At 35.2% G+C, this 21,312-nt stretch carries 21 protein-coding genes; 19 read left to right on the top strand and 2 right to left on the bottom strand.

From position 1 onward, the window contains the following. The first annotated feature begins 3 nt into the window (after positions 1 to 3). From BXY64_RS19190 to BXY64_RS19170, 5 genes are all read left to right on the top strand, one after another. Positions 4 to 789 carry a Rossmann-like and DUF2520 domain-containing protein gene (locus BXY64_RS19190; protein WP_120241589.1) on the top strand — a complete coding sequence of 262 codons (786 nt, stop codon included), beginning with the start codon at positions 4 to 6 and terminating at the stop codon, positions 787 to 789. Positions 790 to 810: 21 nt separating this feature from the next. Continuing rightward, complete coding sequence (locus BXY64_RS19185) at positions 811 to 1,338, top strand: KdsC family phosphatase (protein ID WP_120241588.1); 528 nt, start codon at positions 811 to 813, stop codon at positions 1,336 to 1,338. 95 nt (positions 1,339 to 1,433) lie between these two features. Continuing rightward, positions 1,434 to 2,387 (top strand): UbiA family prenyltransferase, encoded by a 954-nt coding sequence (locus BXY64_RS19180; protein ID WP_120241587.1) that lies wholly within the window; start codon positions 1,434 to 1,436, stop codon positions 2,385 to 2,387. A gap of 58 nt (positions 2,388 to 2,445) precedes the next feature. Then, positions 2,446 to 3,024 carry a Maf-like protein gene (locus BXY64_RS19175; RefSeq protein WP_120241586.1) on the top strand — a complete coding sequence of 193 codons (579 nt, stop codon included), beginning with the start codon at positions 2,446 to 2,448 and terminating at the stop codon, positions 3,022 to 3,024. A 26-nt stretch (positions 3,025 to 3,050) separates the two neighbouring features. Continuing rightward, positions 3,051 to 5,231, top strand: a complete 2,181-nt coding sequence (locus BXY64_RS19170) for a S46 family peptidase (protein WP_120241585.1) — start codon at positions 3,051 to 3,053, stop codon at positions 5,229 to 5,231. Between the two features lie 214 nt (positions 5,232 to 5,445). Here the strand turns inward: BXY64_RS19170 and BXY64_RS19165 are convergent, their stop codons facing one another. Further along, positions 5,446 to 6,252, bottom strand: a complete 807-nt coding sequence (locus BXY64_RS19165) for a hypothetical protein (RefSeq protein WP_120241584.1) — start codon at positions 6,250 to 6,252, stop codon at positions 5,446 to 5,448. 317 nt (positions 6,253 to 6,569) lie between these two features. On the opposite strand from BXY64_RS19165, the gene BXY64_RS19160 reads away from it, so the two are divergent. Genes BXY64_RS19160 through BXY64_RS19115 form a run of 10 tightly spaced genes read left to right on the top strand, consistent with a single transcriptional unit; the run spans position 6,570 to position 14,903 of the window. Beyond that, positions 6,570 to 6,917, top strand: a complete 348-nt coding sequence (locus BXY64_RS19160) for a hypothetical protein (protein ID WP_170150712.1) — start codon at positions 6,570 to 6,572, stop codon at positions 6,915 to 6,917. A gap of 9 nt (positions 6,918 to 6,926) precedes the next feature. Next, on the top strand, positions 6,927 to 7,340 hold the full coding sequence (locus BXY64_RS19155) for an ATP-binding protein (protein ID WP_120241583.1): 414 nt from the start codon (positions 6,927 to 6,929) through the stop codon (positions 7,338 to 7,340). A 4-nt stretch (positions 7,341 to 7,344) separates the two neighbouring features. Next, entirely contained in the window at positions 7,345 to 8,712 is a 1,368-nt protein-coding gene (locus BXY64_RS19150; RefSeq protein ID WP_120241582.1) for a [Fe-Fe] hydrogenase large subunit C-terminal domain-containing protein, read from the top strand. A gap of 4 nt (positions 8,713 to 8,716) precedes the next feature. Then, positions 8,717 to 9,058, top strand: coding sequence for a DRTGG domain-containing protein (locus tag BXY64_RS19145; protein ID WP_120241581.1), 342 nt, complete (start codon positions 8,717 to 8,719; stop codon positions 9,056 to 9,058). A gap of 1 nt (position 9,059) precedes the next feature. Next, positions 9,060 to 9,803, top strand: a complete 744-nt coding sequence (locus BXY64_RS19140) for a PHP domain-containing protein (protein WP_120241580.1) — start codon at positions 9,060 to 9,062, stop codon at positions 9,801 to 9,803. Beyond that, a complete protein-coding gene (locus BXY64_RS19135) occupies positions 9,800 to 10,345 on the top strand; it encodes an ATP-binding protein (protein ID WP_120241579.1) in 546 nt (181 codons plus the stop codon). The genes BXY64_RS19140 and BXY64_RS19135 overlap by 4 nt, the downstream gene beginning before the upstream one ends. Positions 10,346 to 10,375: 30 nt before the next feature. After that, the gene (locus BXY64_RS19130) at positions 10,376 to 10,774 is read left to right on the top strand and encodes a (2Fe-2S) ferredoxin domain-containing protein (RefSeq protein ID WP_110360354.1); all 399 of its coding nucleotides are present in this window, start codon (positions 10,376 to 10,378) and stop codon (positions 10,772 to 10,774) included. A 17-nt stretch (positions 10,775 to 10,791) separates the two neighbouring features. Next, on the top strand, positions 10,792 to 12,585 hold the full coding sequence (locus BXY64_RS19125) for an NADH-quinone oxidoreductase subunit NuoF (RefSeq protein WP_120241578.1): 1,794 nt from the start codon (positions 10,792 to 10,794) through the stop codon (positions 12,583 to 12,585). A gap of 22 nt (positions 12,586 to 12,607) precedes the next feature. Next, on the top strand, positions 12,608 to 14,371 hold the full coding sequence (locus BXY64_RS19120; RefSeq protein ID WP_282016658.1) for an NADH-dependent [FeFe] hydrogenase, group A6: 1,764 nt from the start codon (positions 12,608 to 12,610) through the stop codon (positions 14,369 to 14,371). Positions 14,372 to 14,423: 52 nt separating this feature from the next. After that, positions 14,424 to 14,903: an NADH-quinone oxidoreductase subunit NuoE family protein gene (locus BXY64_RS19115; protein ID WP_120241577.1), complete on the top strand. Its 480-nt coding sequence runs from the start codon at positions 14,424 to 14,426 to the stop codon at positions 14,901 to 14,903. A gap of 326 nt (positions 14,904 to 15,229) precedes the next feature. On the opposite strand, the gene BXY64_RS19110 is transcribed toward BXY64_RS19115, so the two are convergent. Continuing rightward, positions 15,230 to 16,246 (bottom strand): Kelch repeat-containing protein, encoded by a 1,017-nt coding sequence (locus BXY64_RS19110; RefSeq protein ID WP_120241576.1) that lies wholly within the window; start codon positions 16,244 to 16,246, stop codon positions 15,230 to 15,232. A 278-nt stretch (positions 16,247 to 16,524) separates the two neighbouring features. Here BXY64_RS19110 and BXY64_RS19105 point away from each other — a divergent pair, with 278 nt between their 5' ends. The 4 genes from BXY64_RS19105 (at position 16,525) to BXY64_RS19090 (ending at position 21,289) form a co-directional block, all read left to right on the top strand. Then, on the top strand, positions 16,525 to 18,003 hold the full coding sequence (locus BXY64_RS19105; protein WP_170150711.1) for a DUF4270 family protein: 1,479 nt from the start codon (positions 16,525 to 16,527) through the stop codon (positions 18,001 to 18,003). 35 nt (positions 18,004 to 18,038) lie between these two features. Next, the gene (locus BXY64_RS19100) at positions 18,039 to 19,301 is read left to right on the top strand and encodes a porin family protein (RefSeq protein ID WP_120241574.1); all 1,263 of its coding nucleotides are present in this window, start codon (positions 18,039 to 18,041) and stop codon (positions 19,299 to 19,301) included. 204 nt (positions 19,302 to 19,505) lie between these two features. Further along, positions 19,506 to 20,939 (top strand): [FeFe] hydrogenase H-cluster radical SAM maturase HydG, encoded by a 1,434-nt coding sequence (gene hydG, locus BXY64_RS19095; protein ID WP_120241573.1) that lies wholly within the window; start codon positions 19,506 to 19,508, stop codon positions 20,937 to 20,939. Between the two features lie 86 nt (positions 20,940 to 21,025). Continuing rightward, entirely contained in the window at positions 21,026 to 21,289 is a 264-nt protein-coding gene (locus tag BXY64_RS19090; RefSeq protein WP_120241572.1) for a hypothetical protein, read from the top strand. Positions 21,290 to 21,312: the final 23 nt, after the last annotated feature.

Below are 21,312 nucleotides of genomic sequence, written 5' to 3'. Positions count from 1 at the left end.
ACTATGAGTAAGATTAACAAAGTTGTAATTCTGGGAGCAGGAAATTTGGCAACACAATTGGCCATTGCATTACACGATGCAAGTGTGAATATCATGCAGGTATATAGCAGAACCATGCAATCGGCTTCAATTTTGGCCGAGAAAGTTAACTCTACTGCGCTAAGTGATGTAAAGAATCTGGTTGTAAATGCCGATTTGTACATTTTTGCATTAAGCGATAAGGCTTTGCAGCCGGTATTAGATCAAATGCCAATACCAATTGGTGATGTTGTACATACTGCAGGAAGTATTCCAATGGATATTTTTGATGATTACACCGAATGTTACGGTGTGTTTTATCCACTACAAACATTTTCAAAAAATCGGAAAGTTGATTTTTCAAGCATTCCCATTTGTATAGAATCCAATAATTTGGGTTTGCAAGAGGATTTGATGGAGCTGGCAGAAAGAATTTCGACTAATATTCACCTGATTGATTCTGAGCAAAGAAAGCAATTGCATTTGTCGGCAGTATTTACCTGCAATTTTGCCAATCACATGTACAGTATTGGGCAAAAGCTGTTGGCAGAGAAGGATGTGGATTTTGATTTGTTGAAACCACTCATCAAGGAAACTGCAGAAAAGGTACAGGAGCTTGATCCGGTATCTGCTCAAACCGGACCTGCCATCCGATTCGACAAAGAAATAATGACAAAACACGAGAATGAGCTAAAAGATTTACCTGATTTTCAAAAAATATATAGATTTGTCAGTGAAAGCATTTTTACGATGCATTCAGAAAAGAAATAGAACAATTTACACACATAAAATATGGCTTTTTTTAAGGAAGATTTAATGAAAGTAAAGGCTTTCATTTTTGATGTTGATGGAGTGCTTTCAACCGAATCGATTGTGATTGATTCCAATGGTGAAATGTTGCGTACAGCAAACACTAAGGATGGTTATGCTATTCAGTATGCAATAAAGAAAGGCTATCCTGTAGCCATTATTACCGGTGGTTTTTCCGATGCTGTTGAAAAGCGTTACCAAGGTTTGGGAATGACCGATATTTATATGGCTTCAAAGAACAAAATGAAAGATTTCGAAGATTTCATTTCAAAACATGATTTAGATCCGGACCATATCATGTATATGGGCGATGACTTGCCTGATTTTGAGGTGATGAAGAGAATTGGGGTTCCTACTTGTCCTGCAAATGCAGTTGAGCAAATTAAAGCAATATCAAATTACATTTCAGATAAAGATGGAGGATATGGATGTGTGCGCGATGTAATTGAGCAGGTGTTAAGAGCTCACTCAAAGTGGTACGAATCTGATACAAATATACAAAGCATCTAAAACAATTAAGAATTAGTAATTATCAATGAATAATACCTTGAGTATAATAATGGATAGTTACAAATGAGATATTGATTCGGTAAATAGCTAAAATCATGAGTAATTTTTTGAAACTAATTCGTTTTCCAAATCTGCTAATTATAGCATTGGTTCAGTATGTAATGCGCTATTTTATTATAGAACCAATTTTGGGGATTAATAGAATTAAGCTACAGTTTTCCGATGTTGATTTTGCCATTTTGGTTTTGGCAACTGTTACTATGGCGGCGGCCGGTTATATTATTAACGATTATTTTGATACAAAGGCTGATCGTTTTAACAAGAAAGATGTAATCGTAGGAAGAAAGATTACCAGAAGAATTGCTTTGGCAATGCATCAGGTATTAACTGGCATTTCAATTTTGCTTGGCGGATATGTATCTTACAGTGTAGGACATTGGCAGTTCGTGTTCATATTTTTTATGGCTGGGGGTTTGCTTTGGTTTTATTCAACTTCGTACAAGTATTACTTTTTGTTGGGAAGTATCCTTATGGCAATGGTTGTTGCAACGGTACCCTTACTGGTTGTAATTTATGAAATACCACCTTTGAATAAAACTTATGCTGATGTTTTGCTGGCTTCTAAAACCAACTTTAATTACTTGATGTATTGGGTTGGAGCATTTTCATTTTTTGCCTTTTTTGGAGTGTTGATTGGTCAATTTATCCGAGATATGCTTTCCTTAAAAGGAGATCGGGAAATAAAAAGAAAAAGTTTGCCTGCAGTAATTGGTTTAAAATGGACAAAAGTGATTATTGTAGCATTGATATTATTCTTATCAGTATCAGTTTTTGGTGTTTGGTATCAATTCTTAAATGCTCCTGTGGATAAAATTACACCATGGTATTTTGGGATACTGATCATTTTACCACTGATTTTATTAGCATATCGAGTAGCTAAATTTAAAGAAGGAGAACTTTTTAAACTAGGTAAATTTTTACTTCGATTCGCATTTCTGGCAGGGATATCTTATGCCTTTGTTGTCAATTATATTGTTGAAAAATTATAATGATTAGTTATGGAATCAATTCATAATTCATCACTTATAACTCATAATTATTAGAACCATGTTGAATAATCTTAAAGATTATCATTTAATACTTGCATCTCAATCTCCGCGTAGACATCAAATGTTAAAGGAGTTGGGATTAGAATTTGAAATCAGGACAAAAGATGTTGATGAGGTGTATCCTGAAGCATTGTCTCCTGAAGAAATTCCTGTTTACTTGGCTGAATTAAAGGCCTCCGCATTCGAATCTGATTTTACAAACAATGAATTGGTAATTACGGCAGACACCATTGTATGTATTGATGATTGGATTCTGGGAAAACCTAAAGATAGAGAAGATGCATTTAAGATGTTGAGTGCATTATCAGGAAGATCACATCAGGTGATTAGTGGAGTTTGCTTAAAAAGTAAAGAGAAAAAAGTGAGTTTTGCCACTACTTCCAATGTTCACTTTAAAGAGTTGTCAATACAAGAAATAGATTATTACATCGATAATTATAAACCTTTCGATAAAGCTGGAGCCTATGGCATTCAGGAATGGATTGGTTTTATTGGCATTGATGGGATCGAAGGATCCTATTTTAATGTTGTTGGTTTGCCAATTCAACGATTGTATGAAGAGTTATCAAAATTTTAAACAACTATACTAAAACATAGACCATTATGAGGAAAATTAGTTTGCTTCTATTATCAGCATTATTGCTTATTGGAAGCACTGTGAAAGCAGATGAGGGAATGTGGATTCCTATGCTTTTAAAGAAGTATAATATTGAAGATATGCAGAAAGCTGGTTTCAAGCTAACTGCTGAAGATATTTATGACATTAACCAGGCTTGTTTAAAAGATGCTGTGGTTGGCCTTGGGAGAGAGGGAAGACCTTTCCGTCACTTCTGTACTGGTGAATTGGTTTCAGACCAAGGTTTGATGATCACCAACCACCACTGTGGATATGGTGCAATCCAATCGCACTCAACTCTTGAGCATGACTATTTGAAAGATGGTTTCTGGGCCATGAGTCGTGAAGAGGAATTGGCTAATGAAGGAATTACAGCTTCGTTTTTAATTCGCATGGCTGATGTTACAGCAAAGGTATTGGATGGTGTAACTGATAGCATGAAAGAATCTGATCGTCAAAAGCTAATTGAAAAACACATTAAAACTATTGTGGAAAAGGCTGAAAAAGATACTCACTACAGAGCAAGTGTGAAAGCTTATTTCAACGGTAATCAGTATTTTATGGCAGTATACGAAATCTTTAAAGATGTACGTTTGGTAGGAGCTCCTCCTTCAGCAATTGGTAAGTTTGGTGGTGATACTGACAACTGGATGTGGCCTCGTCATACTGGTGACTTTTCAATGTTCAGAATCTATGCAGGAAAAGACAATAAGCCTGCTTCATTTTCGAAAGATAATGTGCCTTTACAACCTAAGCAGTCATTCAAAATTTCATTAAAAGGAGTGAATCAGGATGATTTTACTATGGTTTTTGGATACCCGGGAACAACGACAGAATACCTGACATCTTATGCCTTAAAAATGATGACAGAGGTTGATAATCCTCATAAAATTAAAATCAGAACCAAGAAATTGGATTTGATGCGCGCGGATATGGATGCTTCGCCAATGGTTAGAATTCAATATTCGGCTAAATATGCTGGTGTTGCAAATTCTTGGAAAAGATGGCAAGGCGAGATTAAAGGATTAAAGCGATTGAATGCAATTGAGAAGAAAGAGATTCTTGAGAAGAAATTTGAAGAGTGGGCAAACTCTACTCCTGAATTTAAGAAGAGATATGCAGGTATTCTGGCTAAAATGAAAGCTTATTACAACGAAGTAACTCCACTTAGTTTGGCTAGGGATTATGCAATTGAAGCAGGATTAAGAGGAGCTGAAACTGTTGGTTTAGCTGGTAAATTCAAAACATTATCAACTCTTAAGAAAGAAGATGCTGCTAAAGCTCAACCTGAATTAGAAAAACTGAAAAAGGAAAGCGCAAAATTCTTTAAGAACTTTAACCTTCCAACGGAGAAGAAATTATTGGCAGCAACTTTAAAGATGTATAGCGACAATTTATCCGATGAGTTTTTACCTGAGGAGATAAAGAATATCAAGAAAAAATACAAAGGAGATTTTAAGGCTTATGCAGAAAAGGCTTTCGCAAAATCGATATTCGCCAGTCAACCTAAATTGGATCAGTTTATTGAGAATTATAAAGTTTCTCAAGCTAAAAAATTAAGCAAGGATCCATTGTTTGTGTTATCAAATAGCATCTCGTTTTTCTATGGCTCTAAAATAGCACCTGATTACAATAAAATCATGGATCAGATTGATAAGCTACAGCGTACTTATATGGCTGGTTTAATGAAAATGCAACCTGAAAAGGTATTCTACGCTGATGCCAATTCAACTTTCAGAGTTCACTATGGTAAAGTTTCTGGTTACAAACCAAGAAATGCCGTAAGCTATTCTCACTACACAACTTTGGAAGGAATCATCGAGAAAGATAATCCTGAAATTTTTGATTACGATGTACCTCAGAAATTAATAGATCTTTATGATTCAAAAGATTTTGGTGATTATGCGAATGCCAAAGGTGAAATGCCTGTTTGTTTTGCAGCTACCAATCACACTACAGGAGGTAACTCAGGTAGTCCGGTTCTGAATGCAAATGGAGAGTTGATCGGATTGAATTTCGACCGCGCATGGGAAGGTGTGATGTCTGATTTAATGTACGATCCTGAGATTTGTAGAAATGTATCTCTTGATATTAGATATGTTCTGTTTATTGTAGATAAATTTGCGGGAGCAGGTTATTTGCTTGATGAAATGAACATTGTAAAATAAAGCAAGATTTTAAGTGTAAAAAAGGAATTACCGATTGAGTAATTCCTTTTTTTTTGTTTGATAATTAAACAGACATGAAAAGAAAACTAAAGTTGATGTTGTTTGTCTGTTTGTAATAATTAACTATAAAGTTAATATTCTATTTTAGAAATTACGAATCTTGTTTATAGATTATTGGTTGGTAAATTTTATCTTCTTCTCACTTATTTTCTAACTAATTGCATGGTAGATAGTAATCCTTTAATGGATTAATAAAAAGAATTGGGTTTCTTTTTTTGCGCAGGAATGTTTTGATCTCGTTGGGGCCAAAATATTTATTTAGTAATCCATCATTTTTTTGAGATAGGAGAACCATTAAATCAGAATGGAACTGTTCTGAAAATGAATAGGCGTCTTGCCTCAACCAGTTACTACTTCTCTCTGATTTAACAATTTTATAATCAAACTTGAATTGCTCATACATTCTCTTTGTGAAAATTAGTGTAGCTTTAATTTTTCGTTGAGCTGATTCAGCCTTGTGATTGGCAACAAATAAATGAATTACTGCTTGATTAAAGCGTCCAAAATAACTTGCCCAAATCATTTTTTCTTTTGTTTCTCTTTTAAAATCAACTGGTACAGTTATATTTTGGTAATTACACTTTACCTCGCTTTTTTCTCCTAGTAGTATGCTTGGGATTTTAGCCTTGTATAGATATTTGAAAACTTCATTCCTTTTAAAAGTTGAAAGTTTACCTTTTGCAAACTCAGTAACTATAAAAATAGCTTCCAGTTGTTTTATTGTGTTATTAGGTTCAAGCGCCAAGTTTCCTAATGATATTTCTTTGTAAGCTATGTTTTCCGTATTCAGTTCATCGATTAAACTTATTGGTAGCTTTTTATCGGAAGTGTTTTTAGAAATTTGGGTAAATGCTATCTCTGTTTTAAATATGGATGCTAGCTTAAATGCATGCACTATGGCTTTTCTGATATAATTTTGATCTTGAATTAAGACCAATATATGTTGTGTTTTTCTTCCCATTAATTAAAGAAATAATTTGCTAATTAAGCCAAATGTTTTCTGATATCTGACGAATATACTTAAAAAAAACTCCTTCTTAATAATAACAAGCTAACAGTTTAATCTTAATTTCTAAATATGTTTTGAAAATTAAGACTTAAAAACACGATCGTATTTTTATTTAGAATTGATAGTTTATAGGGTATTATTTAGACTAATTATGTATTTGATTAAAATAAATCTATTCCTTTAAATATCATTTATTAATATACCTCAAATTCTTATCTTAGTGCCATTAAGAAAGATTGAAAAGATAAACATAACTTAATACTGCAGTAATGGTGAAAGTGGCAGATATGGTTGATAGACTTAATGCACGTGTTATTTGTGGAAGCAGTGATATGGATCAAGAAATTCAATTTGGATTTGCTTCGGATTTAATGAGTGACGTACTAACATTAGATACAGAAAATCTTCTTTTAATAACGGGTTTAAATAATCTGCAGACCATTCGTACATCTGAAATGTCTGATATATCTTTCATTTTATTTGTAAGAGATAAGAAAGCGACAGAGGAAATGAAAGAATTGGCATGTGAGAATGAGATTACTTTAATCGAATGTGGACATTCAATGTTCAGAGCTTGTTCAATTTTAAATGAGATAGGTTTACAACCTGTATATTAATAGACGGGAATGGAATTTAAGTTTGCAATAGAGGGTGGTAATTTTTCTAAAGCAGGATCAGCTTCAAGTGAAGTGAAAAAAATCCTTAAACAGCTAAATGTAAATCCTAAGATTATAAAGAGAACAGTTGTTTCATTGTATGAGGCGGAAGTTAATGTTGTAGCTCATGCATTTGAAGGCAATATGAACGTGGATATCGACACTGACAAGATTGTCGTAAAGATTGAAGATAAAGGTCCAGGAATTCCAGATATTGATCAGGCCATGCAAGAAGGATATTCTACAGCTTCTCCACAGGTAAGAGAAATGGGGTTCGGTGCCGGAATGGGATTGCCAAACATCAAACGTAATTCTGATCAAATGAATATTACTAGCAAGGTTGATGTTGGTACAGAGCTTGAAATCATAAATTATTTCGGATAGAATAATGGAGCAGATTCATTTTTATCACGCATTAAAAGTAGTTGATGAAGTGTGTATGGGATGTACACACTGTATGAACGTATGCCCAACTGCTGCTATTCGTGTAAAAAATGGTACTGCTGATATTAATAAAAATGCTTGTGTTGATTGTGGTGAATGTTTGAAAGCTTGTCCTGTTAATGCGATTATTGTGGAGCAGGATGACTTTACTCAAATATTCAACTACAAACAGAGAGTAGCTCTTTTGCCTACTGTTTTATTGGGGCAATTTCCAGATGACGTTTCTGAGGTTCAAATCTACAATGAAATCAAAGACCTTGGATTTACGCATGTTTATGAGGTGGATGGTGCTGTTGATGTATTGATTGATTCTACTAAAAAATTTATGCACAAGCATCATCAGGAGAGACCTTTTATATCTAGCTTTTGTCCAGCAATTGTTAGATTGATACAGGTTAAATTTCCAGCTCTTGTGGATAATATCATTCAGTTAAAACCTGTAATTGATATTTCAGCTCAGTTTTATCGCAAGAAACTACAAGATAAAGGATATGCCCAGAAAGAAATAGGGATTTTTTACGTGACTCCTTGTGCTGCAAAAATTGCAGCGGTAAAAAGTCCTGTAGGAGAGGAGAAATCTTTAATAGATGGAGTTATTAATATGGATTTCATCTACAATAAGGTTCTGCTTAGTATTAAGAATAGTAAGAAGGAAACAAAAAAATACCCGGAAAATATACATATGTCTCGAAGAAGCATTGGTTGGACGCTAACAGCGGGTGAGGCATCAAGGTATTCAGGAAGGTGTTTGGCTATTGATGAGATACATAATGTAATTGAGGTTTTGGAAAAGTTGGAGAACGAAGAAATAACCGATGTGGACTTTTTGGAACTTCGAGCATGTGATCACTCTTGTGCAGGAGGAGTACTAGCTGCCGAGAATCGTTTTCTTGCAATTGAACGCTTGAGAAAACGTGCTGCTTGGTATCATAGAAACAAGCCTATGATTATGCCGGAAAGAGAAATTGATTTGTATAAAACATACCTTCAGGAGAATATTGGAATAAATAAAGTGGAACCACGATCGATTTTAAGTTTAGATTCGGATATGATGGTTGCCATGAAGAAGATGAAGAAAATCAATCGTATTATGAAAGTTCTTCCCGGAATCGATTGTGGAGCTTGTGGGGCACCACGCTGTCAGGCTTTGGCGAAAGATGTGGTTCAGGGAAAGGCTAAGATGACACAATGTGTTTTTCTTCAAAAGATGTTAACCAAAGAAGGTTTAATATCTCCTCAGGAATCATTTGATATTTCAGAAGACACTTGGGGGAAAAGCAGGTTTGAAAAAAAGAATTTAAACGATCATTAATACCATGATAGTACAAGATATAGTTGAAAAGTTAGGACTGAAAGTTTGTTCAGGAGCAAATGGATTGAATCGTGAAATAGAAGGAGGTTACACTTCGGATTTGTTAAGCGATGTTATGGGAAATGCAGATGAAAACCATGTTTGGGTGACATTGCAAACTCACAAGAATATCATGGCAATTGCTTCTTTAAAAGAATTGGCAGCCATTGTTTTGGTAAAAGGTTATGAACCAGAAGCAGATGCTGCAGAACAAAGTAATGAGGAAGGAATTCCAATTCTTTCTTCAGAGGAGGAAGCTTTTGAGCTAACAGGAAAACTATATGAAATCATAAATCAGGCAAAATAGAATGAGAAAGTACCGGGCAGATTTGCATACGCATACTGTTTTATCTCCCTGTGGAGACTTGGAGATGAGCCCGGTTAATATTGTTCAAAAAGCCAGTGAACGTGGAATTGACATATTGGGAATAACGGACCACAATTCGACCTTGCATGCACCGCTAATTAAAGAATTGGCTGCAAAGGAAGGAATTATGGTCTTGATGGGAGCAGAGGTAACCACCAAGGAAGAGGTACATTGTTTGTGCTTTTTTGAGGATGAGGTAAAACTTTCTGAATTTCAGAAATACTTAGATCAGCACTTACCAAAAATACCTAATGATGAAAATAAATTTGGATATCAGGTGGTAGTAAATGAGAAAGAAGAAATTGTTGATGAGGTAGAATGTCTCTTGATTTCAGGGTTGAGTCAGAGTATTGAAGAAATTGAAAGAAAAGTTCATGATTTAGAAGGATTATTTATTCCTGCTCATATCAATAAAATGATGAACAGTATCATAAGTCAATTAGGGTTTTTACCTGCCGATTTGAACGTTGATGCATTGGAACTCTCTCATCATATAACAAAAGAAGAGTTCTTAAAAAAGAATAAGTATTTGAGCAAATACAACTTTATTACAAGTTCGGATGCTCATTATATTGAAAATATAGGCAATACGTGGACTAATTTTTTTATGGAAGAATTAAGTTTTTGTGAAGTAAGGAAAGCGTTGAGATCAGAAAAAGGCCGAAAAGTAGAGATTGAAAAATGAAAGATTTGTCGATGCATATTATGGATATCATCCAGAATTCAGTGAGAGCTGAAGCATCTTTGGTTGAATTGAAAATTACAGAAAGTATGAAAGAAGACTTGTTTTCAATCTCAATTAAAGACAATGGCTTTGGAATGTCTGAAGAGATGCTGGCAAAGGCGATTGATCCATTTTTTACAACCAGAACCACACGAAAGGTTGGGTTGGGCCTGCCTTTGCTAAAGCAAAATGCGGAAATGACAGGAGGAAGGATGGAAATCAGTTCGAAAGAAGGTGTTGGGACTGAATTGGAAGCAACTTTTTCTCACAAACACCTTGATCGTCCTACATTAGGAGATATAGCGGGAACAATGGTTTTGTTGGTAGGAGCGAATCCGGAAATGGATTTTATTTATACGCATATTACCGATGAGGGTGAATATATTTTTGATACGAAAGAAGTAAAGGAAGTTTTGGACGATATGCCGGTTTCAGATCCGAATATCATGCAATACTTAAAGGAAATGATTAAAGAGAACCTAAACACAATATTATATAGATAATTAAATTCTAACCTTTAATAATTTGAGATTATGGCAAAAGTTAAATCCCTTGCAGATCTGAAGAAGATAAAAGAAGAGCTGCATGCAAAGATGGATCTTAGGGAGAAGAGCAACGATCCGGAAGCTCAGGTGCAAATTAAAGTTGGTATGGCAACTTGTGGAATTGCATCAGGAGCAAAAGAGGTAATGGAGTTTCTAATTGAAGCTACAGCCAAAAGAGGTATTAATTCTATTGTTACGCAGACAGGTTGTATGGGATACTGCTATGCAGAACCAACAATTGAAGTAACAATGCCAGGTAAAGAACCTGTTGTTTTTGGAGATGTTGATCTTAAGAAAGCTGATGAAGTTATTGAAAAGTACATCAAGCAGGGTGAATTAGTAGACGGCATTATTCCTGTTAACTACAAAACTATTGACAACAACTAACAAAAGAAAACGCAATTATGGAAAAGTATAAAATGCATATTCTTATTTGTGGAGGTACAGGATGTCGTGCATCTGCAAGTGAGGCTATTCAAAATAATCTACAGGATGCTCTAAAAGCTAAAGGGCTTGAAGAAGAAGTTCAGGTAGTAATGACAGGTTGCTTTGGATTTTGTGAAAAAGGACCGATTGTAAAAATTCTTCCTGATAATACCTTCTATATTGAAGTGAAGCCTGAAGATGCAGAAGAAATTATCGAAGAGCATATTATTAAAGGACGTAAAGTAATGCGTTTACTTTATACCGATCCTGAAAAGAAGGAAGTTGTTAGTGACTCTAAGCATATGGGATTCTATAAAAAGCAGATTCGTATTGCATTGCGTAACTGTGGTTTTATTAATCCTGAAAATATCGATGAATATATTGCTACTGAAGGATACGCAGCTCTTGGAAAGTGTTTAACTGAGATGACTCCACAGTCAGTAATCAATGAAATTAAGGACTCTGGACTTCGCGGACGAGGAGGTGGAGGTTTCCCAACAGGTTTGAAGTGGGAATTTGCTTCTAAAAACGATGCTGATCAGAAATATGTAGTTTGTAATGCTGATGAGGGAGATCCAGGAGCATTTATGGACCGTTCTATCCTTGAGGGAGATCCACACTCAGTACTAGAGGCAATGGCTATTTGTGGTTACACAATGGGTGCTGATAAAGGTGTGATCTATATCCGTGCTGAGTATCCACTGGCAATTGAACGTTTGAAAGTGGCTATCGCTCAAGCTAGAGAATATGGTTTGTTAGGTAATGATATTCTTGGTTCTGGTTTCAACTTTGATGTTGAAATGCGTTATGGAGCTGGAGCTTTCGTATGTGGTGAGGAGACTGCATTGATTCACTCTATGGAAGGTCTTCGTGGTGAGCCTACTGTTAAGCCTCCATTCCCAGCGGAATCTGGTTATAATGGAAAGCCTACAAACGTAAACAACGTTGAAACTTTTGCTAACATTCCTGTTATTATTAATAAGGGTGCTGGTTGGTTCAACAAAATTGGTACAGAAAAATCAACTGGTACTAAAGTATTTGCTTTGGCAGGTAAGATTAATAACGTAGGTTTGATCGAGGTGCCAATGGGAACTACTCTTCGTGAAGTAATTTACGAAATTGGTGGTGGTATCAAAGATGGTAAGAAATTCAAGGCTGTTCAAACAGGTGGTCCATCAGGTGGATGTCTGACTGAAAAACACTTGGATACACCAATTGATTTTGATAACCTTCTTGCTGTTGGTTCTATGATGGGATCAGGTGGTATGATTGTAATGGACGAAGATGACTGTATGGTTTCTGTTGCAAAATTCTACCTTGACTTTACTGTTGAAGAATCATGTGGTAAGTGTACTCCATGTCGTGTAGGTAACAAGCGTTTATACGAATTATTGGATAAAATTACCGAAGGTAAAGGTACCAAGGAAGATCTTGATTTATTGAGAAACTTAAGTACTGTAATTAAAGATACTTCTCTTTGTGGTTTAGGACAGACATCACCAAATCCTGTTCTTTCTACAATTGAAAACTTCTACGATGAATACATTGCTCACGTTGAGGAACATAAGTGTCCATCAGGTCAGTGTAAGGCATTAATGCAATATGTAATTGATCCTGAACTTTGTGTTGGATGTACTCTTTGTGCTCGCAACTGTCCGGTTGATTGTATTGCCGGAGATCGTAAGGAAGCTCACATTATCGATACAGCTAAGTGTATCAAGTGTGGTGCTTGTATGGAGAAATGTAAGTTTAATGCGATTAGCATTCAGTAAGGAGGATCTTAAAATGGAAAAAATGATCAAATTAACCATTGATAATAAACAAATAGAAGTACCTCAGGGAACTACTATTTATGAAGCAGCAAAGGAGTTAGGAATTGAAATTCCAACGCTTTGTTATATGCACTTGGGTGATATGGGCATTGAACACAAGCCTGGCGGATGTCGAATTTGTGTTGTTGAGGTAGAAGGACGTCGTAACTTGGCACCTTCTTGTAACTCAAAATGTGAGGAAGGAATGGTTATTCATACTCACAACATGAGAGTGTTAAATGCTCGTAAAACTGTAATGGAGTTGATGCTTTCTGATCACCCATTTGATTGTTTGGTTTGTGCAAAATCAGGAAATTGTGATTTGCAAACCATGGCGCACCAGTTTGGCGTACGCGAATTACACTACAAAGGTGAACAGTCAACTTATAAAGTAGATTACTCTCCATCTATTATCCGTGATATGGATAAGTGTATCATGTGTCGTCGTTGTGAAACAATGTGTAATGATGTACAAACTGTAGGAGCTCTTTCTGCAGTAAACAGAGGTTTTGAATCTGTTGTAGCTCCAGCTTTCGAAATGGATTTAGAGAAATCAACTTGTACTTATTGCGGTCAGTGTGTAGCTGTATGTCCTACAGGTGCATTAACTGAGAAAGATCACACGAATCAATTGATTAGAGATCTTGCTGATCCTAAGAAAACTGTTGTTGTACAAACAGCTCCTGCTGTACGTGCTGCTTTGGGTGAAGAGTTTGGAATGGAAGCTGGTACTTTGGTTACCGGTAAAATGGTTTCTGCATTACGCAGATTAGGTTTCAATAGCGTATTCGATACTGATTTTGCTGCCGATCTTACAATTATGGAGGAAGGTACTGAGTTGCTTGAGCGCTTGCAGAAACACCTTGATGGAGATAAGGATGTTAAACTTCCTATCTTAACTTCATGTTGTCCAGGTTGGGTGAACTTTTTCGAGCACCACTTCCCAGATATGAAGGATATTCCTTCAACAGCTCGTTCTCCACAGCAAATGTTTGGCCCTATTGCTAAAACTTATCTTGCAGATAAGATGGGTGTGAAGCGTGAGGATATGATTGTTGTATCAATTATGCCTTGTTTGGCTAAAAAGTATGAGTGTCAGCGTGACGAGTTTAAAGTAGATGGTGATCCTGATGTAAACTATTCAATTTCTACTCGTGAGTTAGCGAATTTGATTAAGCAAGCTAATATGGATTTAACAACTCTTCCAGAAGAAGATTTTGATAATCCACTTGGTGAATCAACTGGTGCTGGTGTAATCTTCGGTGCTACAGGTGGTGTAATCGAAGCTGCTGCTCGTACTGCTTACGAAGTTTATACAGGAAAAACTCTTGAAAAGGTTGATTTCGATGCATTGCGTGGTATGGAAGGTATCCGTAGCGCAACTGTAGATTTCGATGGTCTTCCAATTAACATTGGTATTGCTCATGGTTTAGGTAATGCACGTAAACTTCTTGAAGATATCAGAGATGGTAAATCACAATATCATGCAATTGAAATTATGGCTTGTCCTGGTGGTTGTATTGGTGGTGGTGGTCAGCCATTACACCATGGCGATTCTTCAATTTTGAAGAAACGTGCAGCTGCTCTTTATCGCGAAGATGAAGGAAAAGCAATCCGTAAGTCACACGAGAATCCATACATTATTAAATTGTATGAAGAATTCTTGGGTAAACCATGTAGTGAATTATCTCATAAGTTGTTACATACTCATTACTTCGATAAGAGTAATGAAATCGAGATTGAATAAATTATTTTGAACCATCAGGATTTGAAATCCAACAATATAAGGAGTTTATATTATGGCAAAAATTAAATTAGCAAAATCCAAAGTGGATAAGCTTGTGGAGATTTGCAAATCATTTAATAATGAAGGAAGCGAGTTGATTAATGTGCTTCATAAGGCTCAGGAGACTTTTGGTTACCTGCCTGCAGAAGTTCAGGAAATCATTGCTCGTGAATTGAATGTAGCTGTTGCTCACGTTTATGGTGTTGTAACATTCTACTCATTCTTTTCAATGGTACCTAAAGGAGAATTCCCAATCTCAATCTGTATGGGAACTGCTTGTTATGTAAGAGGTGCCGAAAAAGTATTGGAAGAATTCAAGCGTCAGCTTGATGTGCCAGTGGGAGAAACCACAGAGGATGGTAAATTCTCTATTAGTTGCTTGCGTTGTGTAGGAGCTTGTGGTTTAGCGCCAGTTGTTACTATCGGCGAGCGTGTTTATGGACGTGTTGCTGCTGGTGATGTAGCAGATATCATCAAAGAGTATCAATCGTAAATATCTGATTTGATATAAAATTAAACCCTCCGGTAGTTTTGCCGGAGGGTTTTTTGTTAACGTTTATTAACAAGTAAAAGTTAAAACTTGTTAAATAAATTATAAATTAACATCAATATATTAGATTTTTTCTGTGCTATTCTTGTTTTAAGCAGCTAAACTTTATTGTAATTAGGTCTACTATAAAGTTACTTAAATGCTTTTAAATGATAGAAGTTTTATGACAAACTTGTATTTGCTCAGTAATCTCAAGTTTCTTCATATTAAGTTATAAAAAAAAAGCCGTTTCAAATTCGAAACGGCTTTTGAGATTATAAGATTAATTTCTAGTTATCCTTATCGTCTTCATCCATTGTAGGATTGAATTCCCACATGTCATCATAGTAAGTTCCAGTACCAACAACTGTACCAGTAGTAATAAAACCTCTATTGTTTAATGTAAATGCAACAGCATCCTCTCTTGAATACACTTCAGGGCTTTCAAGTGCTGTTTTTTCATCCCACTCATCTCTAGTTGGGTTATACTCCCATACTTCTCTTGATAAGCCAGAATTTCTACCAGTTGCAATATAACCTTTGCCATTGATTACAAATGAAACAGCTTGTGAACGTTGTACATCTTCCCAACGGTTGTCATCATCAAGATCTTCTTTTCTGGTCCATCCATTAAATGTGTTGGTAACTTTTGCAGGATCGTATTCCCAAACATATTTCATGCTGTTTTCTCCTGAAACGATATATGCTTTGTCATCGATAACAAATGCAGTGGAGTTTTTAGCTTTTTCTCCATCATATGCAATTTTAGTCCAACTTCCATCAAATTTATAGAAGTCTTTTAAGTTTGTTCGATCTTCACCTTCTTGAAATCCGTAACCAGTACCAACATATCCAATACCATTAATTGTAAAAGCAATAGCACCTTGTCTTGCTGATGGTCCACCAGTCATATCAACAGCAGTGGAATTCCATGTGTCTGTAGATGGGTCAAATTCGTAAAAATCACCTAGCCTTTCATCATCATCATCTACTCCAAGACCAACATATACTTTTCCGTTAGCTTCGAAAGCTACAGCTTCTCTTCTTGCTGCTCCAGGGAAATCACTCTGAACTTTACTCCATCCATCTTGAAGGCTGTACTTGTAAAACGTCTTTAATGCGTCTTTTCCATCATAACCTGTACCAACGTAAGCGTAATCACCAATTACGAAGCTTACTGCACCGCTTCTAGCACGTCCTTCAAATGAAGAACTTTTAATCCAGTTACCCACTAAATCATTATCGCTACCACAGCTGGTAAAAAACAGAGATAATGCAAATAATACTATTAATAGTCGTTGTTTCATTTGTTATGATTTTATCAATTAATTTTTAATTTCTTACTAGTGTTTAAAACATCCTAAATTATGTAGACGACAAATATAAAATAAAAATCCATAAGTTCATTTTCAGATAGTAAAAATAAGCGGTATTTAACAAATTTTACCAATTAAAGAATAAATTCGATAGTCTCAATATTTTATTTATATTTGTGCGTTATCCAAAAATATGACAAAGGTTGATAATTAATCATAAGTTGCAATTCACTCCTTAAGTTATATGATTAATATTTTAAATTATGAGAATGAGAACAAACCAAGTATTTTTATTGCTGTTAACATTAAGTTTTTTTGTTGGTTGTAACTCTAACAACTTTGAAGAACATCAGATAGGTGATAACCTTATTGATGAAAGTTCAGAAGTTGTTCTTATTGATAGTCTTACGATAAAAAGTTCAACTGTAATCTTGGATTCTGTGATTACATCAAGATTCAGTAATGCTATCCTTGGGAGATATCAAGATGAATTTCTTGGTGATGTAAAATCGGAGTATTACGGCGTGCTGGACTTTAAAGGAGGGTTTCCCAAGCCTGTTAAAAAAGTGGATAATGTATCTGTAAAGGTTCCTATAAGATTTGACTCATTGGTTTTTATGGCATATCCTAATAAGGAATATTTTGGCGATACATTAAAGGTACAGCGTTTGATAATTAATAGATTAACCGAAAATATCAAGTTGCCAGATAATGAGAACTTCTTTTATGCTCATTCTAAATTCGATTATAATGAAACACCTTTATTGGATACAGAATTCTTCCTCAATCCAGTCAAGCAATCTGATTTTGATGATGTGATAGATTCTCACGGTAAAAATCAAGAGATCGATTATTATGGAGAATATTATGGTAAAGGAATTTATATAAAAATGGATGACGAAGAAGCAATTTCATTGGGGGAGGAAATTGTAGAATTAGTAAATGCAGAAAGTGATACAGTTGTAGAGCCAAAACATTGGCACAAATACATTAAGGGGTTGGTTATTCGTTCAGGGGATAATAATAGTGTAATGTGGAAAGTTCCAATTGGAGATAATAAAGTGCGATTAAGATTATATTATAGTGAAACGGACTATGAAGAGGCTGGTAGGCAAAAGTTTCATGACTTTCCTATTGTACTAGCTGGAACAGATGAAAGTTGGACTTTTACAAACTATTTATCCGATAGGTCGTCTACTCCACAGCAATTGGATAAATTGGAAGAGCAAAAAAATGATTTAGAATCTGATGAAACAGATAATTTAACCTTTATACAAGGTGGTGTGGGGCTGTATACTAAAATTAATATTCCTTACATAGAAAATCTAAAAACACTTGGTATAACGGGAGGAGTTTTAAGGGCAGAGTTGAGAATGTATCCGAAGAATAATAGCTTTGATGATGAATTATTTCCTTTGCCGCCTGCAATAGATGGTCAAACGAACTTGTTGTTATACAATACAAATGAAGATAATGAGTTCAAATCAACTTTACCAGGATCGAATAATACGCCTTTGAGTTTTGTTCTTATGAAGAATTATCAAAATAAGAACGAGACATATTATACGGCTGATTTAACTTCTTATGTGAATAATATTCTCGTAAACGGTAAAGAATATGAAGATGCTATTTTGATTGGATTTCCATTGGAGAGTGTTGGTAATACTTATGATCGTTTAATTATTGAAGATGATCCAAGTTCGGATTTTAGAATTAGATTGAAGGTTACATACGTAATTCAACGATAAATAAAAGAGTTAAGAAAAATATTTACAAAATATATATGGCTAGATTGATGAAAAGCTTAAAATCTGTTGGTAAAATCTGCTTTTTGATAGTAATTGGATTGATCTATGTGTCCTCTGATCTGTCAGCACAAAATAACACAAGTTCTCCGTATTCTTATTATGGCTATGGAGAATTGATGACTCAAGATATTATTAACCCTGCAGGGTTAGCAAGTCTATCATATAGTGATGGAGGTGTTCTAAATATAAATAATCCAGCTGCACTTTCTCAGTTAGATAGTTTGAAGTTTATATTTCAATTTGGAATGACTGCTAAATTTAGTAAGCTAAAGCAGGGGAATGATGATGATACTTTTAATGACTTAAATTTTTCGAAATTAGCATTTGGTTTTAGGGCGGCACCTGGTTATGGTGTAGCAGTTTCATTAGTTCCATATACAAGTTTAGGTTATGATATTACTAATATAGAATATGTAGAAGGAGGATCAGACTATATAATTCGTTCCTTAAAAGGAACCGGAGGCCTAAATCAATTAGTATTGTCAAATGGTTTTAGAATTACGAAGAACTTGTCTTTAGGCGTAAATGGGATTTATATATTTGGAAATAATAGTCGAGATGAGTCAATCATTCCTAGAGGAGGTGGTGCTTCAACTTACTTAAATAGCTCAAAATTAATATCAACTGGATTGAATTTTAATGTTGGTGCACAATATCAATTCAATTTTGTGGATAACTCTATTATTTTGGGAATGAAATATCAACCTAAGGTAGGGGTTAGAGCTAAAAGAGAAGTTGAAGTGGTGAATTTGGGTGTAATAAAATACAATGATACTGATCGTGGAAGATATGATGTTCCTGAGGTTTATAGTGTATCTTTAGGGATGAAAAAAGGTAAACAACTTTGGGTGGGAGCCGATTATCTGCTAGAAAAATGGAGCGAAACTAAAAAATTCGAGAAGGAGAATCAATTGGTTGATCGTAATAAGTTTTCACTTGCAACCATATATAAAGCAAATGATGGTTATGCAACCAAGTTCTTCAAGAAGTTAACCTATCGTTTCGGTGCATTTTATGATACTGGCTACATGAGAGTGCGAGATGAACGAATCAAAACAAAAGGATTTAGTTTTGGTGTAGGTATGCCATTGGCAAGAGGAAAAGGAATGATTAATATGTCATTTGAATTTGGACAAATGGGCTTAACTGCCAATAATCTGGTGAGAGAAGATTATGGACGAATTAATATTGAATTGAACTTGTTCGAAAATTGGTTTATAAAGAGAAAATATCATTAATAACATATCAGATATAAAAATAAAACCCTTGGAGAAGCCAAGGGTTTTTTTTGTGTTTGAATTTTAAATAGAAAATTTGGACCTCAAACTCCAATTTGTAATCATTTCAAAATAATAATGATTAATTTTGTGCTGAAAACTAACAAAATACTATACAACTCAAATGTTGTTTAGCACTTGAGTTGAAGATATACAGCGAATAACATGAAAATGATCTACAAACCTCAAGAGTATCGGATTAAAGATGAGAGGATGAAACCTTTTATCGATGAATCTGAAATTTGGGAAATGCTTGAAGAAGCTGACGCATCTAAGGAAAATGTTCGTCGAATTATTAAAAAGTCACTTGATAAGAATCGACTGAGTTTACAGGAGACTGCGGCTCTTTTGAAAACTGAAGATCCTGAATTAATTGAGGAAATTAAAGAAGGTGCTCGTACCTTAAAGGAGAGAGTTTATGGTGATAGAATAGTAATTTTTGCTCCTTTGTACATTGGAAATAAGTGTACCAATAATTGTACTTATTGTGGGTTTAGAGCATCTAATAAAAAGCAAAAAAGAACTACTCTTTCACATGACCAGATTATTAGCGATGTAAAGGCATTGGAAGATAATGGGCAGAAGCGTTTGATATTGGTGTATGGTGAACATCCAATGTATGATGCGGATTTTATTGCGGATTCCGTGAAAACGGTTTATAAGGTGAAATCTGGCAACGGTGAAATTCGTCGTGTGAATATTAATGCTGCTCCTTTGGATATAGAAGGATATAAGAAAGTGAAAGAAGCTGGAATTGGGACTTATCAGATATTCCAGGAAACATATAACAGAGAGGCTTATTCGCGTTACCATATCAGTGGTAAGAAGGCAGATTTTGATTGGAGACTTACAGGTTTGGATCGTGCACAAGAGGCATTAATTGATGATGTCGGAATTGGTGCCTTGTTTGGACTTTTCGATTGGAAATTTGATGTGATGGGCTTGGTTCGCCATGTAAATCACTTCGAGGCGTGTTACAATGTTGGTCCACATACTATTTCATTTCCTAGAATTAAAGCAGCTTCGGATTCTACGATTGATCCAAAATTTGAAGTAAGTGATGGAGATTTCATTCGTTTGGTTGCAATTTTAAGGCTGGCGGTCCCATACACAGGATTAATTTTAACAGCTCGTGAAACTCAAGAGATTCGTGAAGAAGTAATCCGACTAGGAGTATCGCAAATTGATGCAGGTACCAATATCCAATTGGGAGGGTATAGCGAGGAATCCAGAGAAGAGCAGAAGTTAGATCATGAACAATTCGAGATTGGTGATACCAGAAGTCTTGGAGAAGTAATTGATGAGCTTTTAGACAAGCAATACTTGCCATCATTCTGTACGGCTTGTTATCGTAAGGGAAGAACAGGTGAACATTTTATGGAATTTTCTGTTCCTGGCTTTATCAAGAGATATTGTACTCAGAATGCAATTCTTACTCTTGCTGAATATCTGGAAGATTACGGTACTCCTGAAATGAAAGAAAAAGGATATAAGTTAATCGAACTAAAGAAGAAAGAGCTAAAAGATACCCAAAAAGTTGAGCAGCTTGAGGAGCGTCTCGAACTTGTTAAAAAAGGGGAGCGTGACCTTTATTTCTAATTGTTTCATTGGGTTTTGAGTTTATAAACTAGTGCTTTTTTCGTAACTTATTAAGGCACTATTCTCTAATTCAAAATTCAGTAACGATGATTAAATCAACAATTCGAATTTTTGGGATTCTTATCCGGGATAAGGATAAAGAAGAAGGTTGTGTTCAAGAAATTCTGGCTCGATATGTTAACTCGATAAAAACCAGGTTAGGTATTTATGAGGTTGAGCATGCAGAAAGTCACCCTTATGGTCTGATCTTAATTCAGGTAATTGGCTCAGAAAAAGATATGGATCGGTTCGAAAAAGAAATTTACGCAATTGAAGGTGTTGAGATTCAACACATGTTTTTTGAACCTTAATCTAAAAGAAAATGTCCGACAAT

It is taken from the genome of Marinifilum flexuosum (assembly GCF_003610555.1).
In the GTDB taxonomy this organism is placed as follows: Bacteria; Bacteroidota; Bacteroidia; order Bacteroidales; family Marinifilaceae; genus Marinifilum; species Marinifilum flexuosum.
Note: the sequence above shows the minus strand (reverse complement) of the source record. Positions and strands in the feature narration are given on the sequence as shown.